Here is a 5,128-nt window from a genome sequence, read left to right as displayed (position 1 = left end):
GTCCAAGCCGGCCACGCCGCCCGCCCAGCGGACGCCGCATGCCGCCGCGGCCGGCGCCGCCGCCGCTGCGGGGGCCGCCGCCGCGAACGCGCCGGCCGACCCGACGCCGGATGCTCCGGCCGACCCGACACCGAGCACGTCGGACGCCTCGCCGACCGCCCGGGTCGACGCCCCCGCGCCCACGTCGGACACCGCGCCGACGGCGAAGGTCGACGCGCCGAAGCCGGCGGCCGCGAAGCCGGCACCGGTCAACCCGACCTCGGTGATGCCCGCGCCGGTCAGCCCGCCGTCCGGTCGGGCGACGGTGATCGCCGGCGACGGTACGAAGCCCGACCACACCCGCCGTAACGTGCTCATCGGTGCGCTGGTCGCGCTGCTGCTCCTCGGCCTGGTCATCGTGGTGCCGCTGCTGAACAGCGGTGACGGCGACGGAGAAGGCGGTGGTGACGCCCCGCAGGCCGGCGCGACCTGCACCGCCGCCCCCACGTCCGCACCCGCACCGTCGGCCTCGGACCCGGCCGCGCCGGCACCGACCAGCGCGGCCCCCACCCCGACCCGGTCGGCCACCCCCTCGGCCGACCCGAACGTGCTGCCGGCGGGTTGGACGCGGCACGAGGGGCCAACCTTCTCCATCCCGGTCCCGCCGGGCTGGCGGGTCACCAGCACCGGCTCCGACACGGTCATCTTCCGGCAGTCCGGCGGGGTGGGCGAGATGCTGGTCCAGTGGGGCAGCAACCCCAAGGCGGACGCGGTCGCCGACTGGAAAAGCCAGGAGCCGGCCCGCAAGCGATTCGTCAACGACTACGAGTACCTGAGCATCGAGCGTTGCGACTGGTACCGCACGTGTGCGGACTGGGAGTGGCTGGAGAGCCGGGACGGCGCCCGGATCCATGTGCGCAACCGCGGCTTCGCCACCGCGAGCAACCGTGGCTACGCCATCCGGTGGGAGATCGCGGAGTCCGAGTGGCAGGCCAACCTGGCCGCCTTCGACCAGGTCGTGAAGGGGTTCAAGCCCGACCGGGTGAACTGACTGGCGGGATTCGCGTCCCCGGTGATATTCGTTCGCATGTCCTTCCGTCGTACGGGGTACCTGTACGTCACGACGGAAGGGAGGGTTCGACATGGGTTATCGACGGAAGAACGCCCGACCCCGGGTGGCACTGTGGATGCTGGTCGCCCTCGGCGACATCGTCCTCCTGCTGGCCAGCGTGGGAATGCCGCTGTTGGTGGCGCTGCTCAGCGTCGTGACGGTCACCCTCGGCGGGCTCGGCGTCCGGCGGATGACGCGACGTGGCGCGCTCACGTCGAACGACGCGGTGGCCGTTCCGGCGGTGGCGCGGCGACGAGCCTGAGGCGCTTTCCGCCCGGCAGGTTGCGTGGCGGCAGCCGGACCAGTTGTCGACCGTACGGTGACAGCCGATCCCGCTGCCGCCAACTGCGTCAGCGGGTGTTGTTCGCCAGCGCGATCAGGCGCGTTCTGTCGCCGTTCCAGTAGTTGCGGTCCACGTCCCCGCTGATGCCGGAGACGCGGCCGGTCGCCGTGTACTGCCAGAAGCTCCACACCGAGGCACCGGCCGGCAGCGCACCGGGCGTGCTCGACCAGCGGGCCAACCAGAGCGGGTGGTTCGCCCACGGACCGGTCCAGTTGCCGGTGCACTGGTTCCACCAGCTCGTGGTGGTGTAGATGACCGCGTACCGGCCGGTGCGCGAGCGGTAGGTGCTCAGGAAGTCCTGGATCCAGTTCCGCATCCCGGTGGTGCTGAGGCCGTAGCAGTACCCGCCGCTGTACGGGTTCGCCTCGATGTCCAGCGCCGCCGGCAGGGTGCGGCTGTCCGCCGACCACGCGCCGCCGTTGGAAGCGAGGTAGTTGGCCTGCGTCGCGCCGGAGGAGATGTTGGGCCGGGCGAAGTGGTACGCCCCGCGGATCACCCCGGCGTAGTAGGCGTTGGTGTAGTTGCTGTTGAAGTTCGGGTCCCGGTAGCTCGTACCCTCGGTGGCCTTGATGAACGCGAACTGGATGCCGGCGTTGCGGACGCTCGTCCAGTTGATGGTGCCCTGGTAGCGCGAGACGTCGATGCCGGGTGTGGTGGCGGCGGCGGCGGGGGTGGCGGTGGCGACGAGCGCCGCCGCCGCGGCGGCCAGGGCCGCGAGGCCGCCGGCGAGCATTCGGCGCAGGGATGATCGGGTACGGGTCACGAGAACCTCCCGAGAGACAGGTATCTATTGACACCTATCTTTGAAGGGAAGTGCCCGCAACCGCAAGGGGTGCCGAGGAAACCTTCAGCGCAGCGTCCCCGGGTCGAGCCGCCAGCGGAAGGGCTCGGCCAGGCTCAGTTCCTCGCCGGCCTTCGCCACCTGGTCCTCGACGTAGTGCCCGCCGTCGAGCCGGTACAGCCGCAGCGAGTGGCCGGCACCGTCCTGCTCGACCAGCAGGTACCAGGGAATCCGGGCGATCGCGTAGAGCTGCATCTTGAGTACCCGGTCGGCCCCGGGCTGCACTCACCTGCGTCCACCTCCTGTTCCGATCGCCACCCGGTCAGCCTCACACGATACGAGGCGGTGGCCCCGGACCGACACGGATCATGCCGGTAGGCTCGCGCCCCATGGTGTCGATCGACGGGCTCTCCGACCTCTGGAACCGCCTCCTCAGCGCACAGCCCGACCCACCCCCGCTGCTGGTCCTGCTGACCGGGCTCGCCGCGCTGGTGGTGGTCTCCACCCGGCTGCCGTGGCGGGTCGCCCGCAACGCGGTGACCATCGCCCACGAGGGCGGGCACGCGCTGGCCGCTCTGCTGACCGGTCGCCGGCTGCACGGCATCCGGCTGCACTCGGACACCTCCGGCCTGACCCTCTCCGCCGGCCGGCCCACCGGCCCCGGAATGATCCTCACCCTGCTCGCGGGCTACGTCGCGCCACCTCTCGTGGGCCTCGCCGGCGCGTGGCTGCTCGGCGGGAACCGGATCACCCTGCTGCTCTGGGTCGCCGTGGCGCTGCTGCTCGCCATGCTGGTGCTGATCCGCAACGTCTACGGTGTGCTGTCGCTGCTGGTCACCGGCGGGATCGTCCTCGCCGTCTCCTGGTACGCGAGCCCGCAGGTCCAGGCCGCGTTCGCGTACACCGGGGTGTGGTTCCTGCTGCTCGGTGGCGTGCGGCCGGTGGTGGAGCTGCAGCGGCTGCGGGCCCGGGGCCGCATGCCGGCCTCCGACGCCGACCAGCTCGCCGGGATCACGCCGCTGCCCGCGTTCTTCTGGGTGACCGTCTTCGCCCTGGTCAACCTGGTCGCCCTGGTCGCCGGAGCCCTGCTGCTCGCCGGCCCGCTGCTCACCGACGCGGGCATCACCGTCTGACCGGTCCGGACCGGACGGGCGCGGGCACGGGCGGGCCAGAGGGCAGAATGGGTCCGTGCGATACGTGATCATCGGGGCTGGTGCGGTCGGCGGGACCATCGGCGTATGCCTGGGGGAGAGCGGCCACGACGTGACCCTGGTGGCGCGCGGCGCGCACCTGGACGCGATCCGTCGGCGGGGTCTGACCCTGCGCCGGCCGGACCGCGACACCACCTGGCGGGGGTCGGCGGTCGACGGGCCGGGCGCCGAGCCGTTGCCGACGGACACCGTGCTGGTGCTGACCGTGAAGTCGCAGGACACCGATGCCGCCCTGGCGGCGTGGGCGGACGCGCCGGTGGCCGGCGGCGGTACGGCGGCACAGCGGCTGCCCCTGTTCACCGCGCAGAACGGGGTGGCCAACGAGGCCGCCGCGCTGCGGCTCTTCGCCGACGTGCACGGGGTCTGCGTGTGGCTGCCCGCCACCCACCTGGACCCGGGCGTGGTGGTGGCCAACGGTCATCCGCACCCGGGGATGCTGCACCTCGGCCGGTATCCGTCCGGGGTGGACGGCGTCGACCGGGCGGTCGCCGCCGACCTCACCACCGCCGGCTTCGTCGCTCCGGTGCGGGACGACGTGATGCGCTGGAAGTACGGCAAGCTGCTGGCCAACCTCGGCAACGGGCTGCAGGCGCTGCTCGGCCGGGACGTCCCCGACGACCTCCGGGACCGGGTACGCGCCGAGGGCGAGGCGGTGCTGGCGGCGGCCGGCATCCCGCACACCAGCCGGGCCGAGGAGGCCGCCGAGCGGGGTGACCTCGTCGGGCACCGTCCGGTGGGTGGTGCGGACCGGGCCGGCGGTTCCACCTGGCAGAGCCTGGCCCGGGGGGCCGGCTCCGCCGAGGCCGACCACCTGAACGGCGAGGTCGTGCTGCTCGGCCGGCTGCACGGGGTGCCGACGCCGGCGAACGCCGCCGTGCAGCTCGGGGTACGCCGCGCGCTGCGCGAGGGCATCCCCGCCGGCGAGTTCCCGATCGCCGAGTTGGAGAAGCTGCTCGCCTGACTGTGAGCATGGCGCCCGTGTGCGGGCCGCGAGAAAACCCCTTGAGAACCGGCAACCGGACCGGCCCGCGGGTGCGTGTCTCCTGAGACCGCCACGGGGGAGGTAGCAGGTGCCGGACGTCGACGGGTTCGACGACTTCTACCGGGGCAGCCGGCAACGGCTGCTCGGGTTCGTCTACGTGCTCACCGGTGACCTGGGCGAGGCACAGGACGCCGTGCAGGAGGCGTACATCAGGGCGTGGCAGCGCTGGTCGACGGTGGGCGGGTACGACGATCCGGAGGCGTGGGTGCGGGTGGTGGCGAGCCGGATCGCGGTGAGCCGCTGGCGGAGCCTGCGCAGCCGGTCCCGCGCCTACCTGCGGCACGGGGCAGAACCGAGCGCGCCCGGTCCCGGCACCGACACCGTCGAGGTGGTCGCCGCACTGCGCCGGCTGCCCGAGGAGCAGCGCACCGCGCTGGCCCTGTACTACCTGCTCGGCATGCCGGTGGCGGAGGTGGCCCGGGAGACCGAGGCGCCCGTCGGCACGGTCAAGGCCCGACTTTCCCGGGGGCGCACCGCGCTCGCCGGCCTGCTCGCCGTCTCTGATTTGGAGGAGGCCTGATGTCCGAGCACCTGACCTTCGAGCGGCTGCACCGGGAGCTGAGCGGGGTCCGCTGGGCCGAAGCGGCCGGCGCTGCGGCGGCACCCCGTGGCGGGCGAGCCGGTCGGCGATCTGGTCGGCGATCTCGCCGGTGTGCAGGTC

General features: G+C 73.0%; 6 protein-coding genes and 2 pseudogenes. 5 read left to right on the top strand and 3 right to left on the bottom strand.

The window, feature by feature from the left end:
* A pseudogene (locus AB0I76_RS22030) lies at positions 1-357 on the bottom strand (hypothetical protein); the annotation flags it as partial.
* Here AB0I76_RS22030 and AB0I76_RS22025 point away from each other — a divergent pair.
* Positions 350-1,030: a hypothetical protein gene (locus AB0I76_RS22025; RefSeq protein WP_357038480.1), complete on the top strand. Its 681-nt coding sequence runs from the start codon at positions 350-352 to the stop codon at positions 1,028-1,030. The pseudogene AB0I76_RS22030 and the gene AB0I76_RS22025 sit on opposite strands and share 8 nt — an antisense overlap.
* Positions 1,031-1,121: 91 nt before the next feature.
* Positions 1,122-1,352: a hypothetical protein gene (locus AB0I76_RS22020; RefSeq protein WP_357038478.1), complete on the top strand. Its 231-nt coding sequence runs from the start codon at positions 1,122-1,124 to the stop codon at positions 1,350-1,352.
* Between the two features lie 88 nt (positions 1,353-1,440).
* On the opposite strand, the gene AB0I76_RS22015 is transcribed toward AB0I76_RS22020, so the two are convergent.
* Positions 1,441-2,196 carry a GH25 family lysozyme gene (locus AB0I76_RS22015; protein WP_357038475.1) on the bottom strand — a complete coding sequence of 252 codons (756 nt, stop codon included), beginning with the start codon at positions 2,194-2,196 and terminating at the stop codon, positions 1,441-1,443.
* Positions 2,197-2,280: 84 nt separating this feature from the next.
* Positions 2,281-2,484: pseudogene (locus AB0I76_RS22010) on the bottom strand (Uma2 family endonuclease); the annotation flags it as partial.
* A gap of 119 nt (positions 2,485-2,603) precedes the next feature.
* On the opposite strand from AB0I76_RS22010, the gene AB0I76_RS22005 reads away from it, so the two are divergent.
* The 3 genes from AB0I76_RS22005 to AB0I76_RS21995 all read left to right on the top strand — a co-directional run bounded on the left by AB0I76_RS22005 (position 2,604) and on the right by AB0I76_RS21995 (position 4,987).
* Positions 2,604-3,347: a M50 family metallopeptidase gene (locus tag AB0I76_RS22005; protein ID WP_357038473.1), complete on the top strand. Its 744-nt coding sequence runs from the start codon at positions 2,604-2,606 to the stop codon at positions 3,345-3,347.
* A 55-nt stretch (positions 3,348-3,402) separates the two neighbouring features.
* Complete coding sequence (locus AB0I76_RS22000; protein WP_357038470.1) at positions 3,403-4,386, top strand: 2-dehydropantoate 2-reductase N-terminal domain-containing protein; 984 nt, start codon at positions 3,403-3,405, stop codon at positions 4,384-4,386.
* Between the two features lie 109 nt (positions 4,387-4,495).
* Positions 4,496-4,987 carry a SigE family RNA polymerase sigma factor gene (locus tag AB0I76_RS21995; RefSeq protein WP_357038467.1) on the top strand — a complete coding sequence of 164 codons (492 nt, stop codon included), beginning with the start codon at positions 4,496-4,498 and terminating at the stop codon, positions 4,985-4,987.
* Positions 4,988-5,128: the final 141 nt, after the last annotated feature.

It is taken from the genome of Micromonospora sp. NPDC049799, from assembly GCF_040656655.1.
GTDB lineage: Bacteria > Actinomycetota > Actinomycetes > Mycobacteriales > Micromonosporaceae > Micromonospora.
The sequence above is the reverse complement of the archived record's forward strand: the minus strand, read 5'-3'. Positions and strand labels throughout refer to the sequence as shown.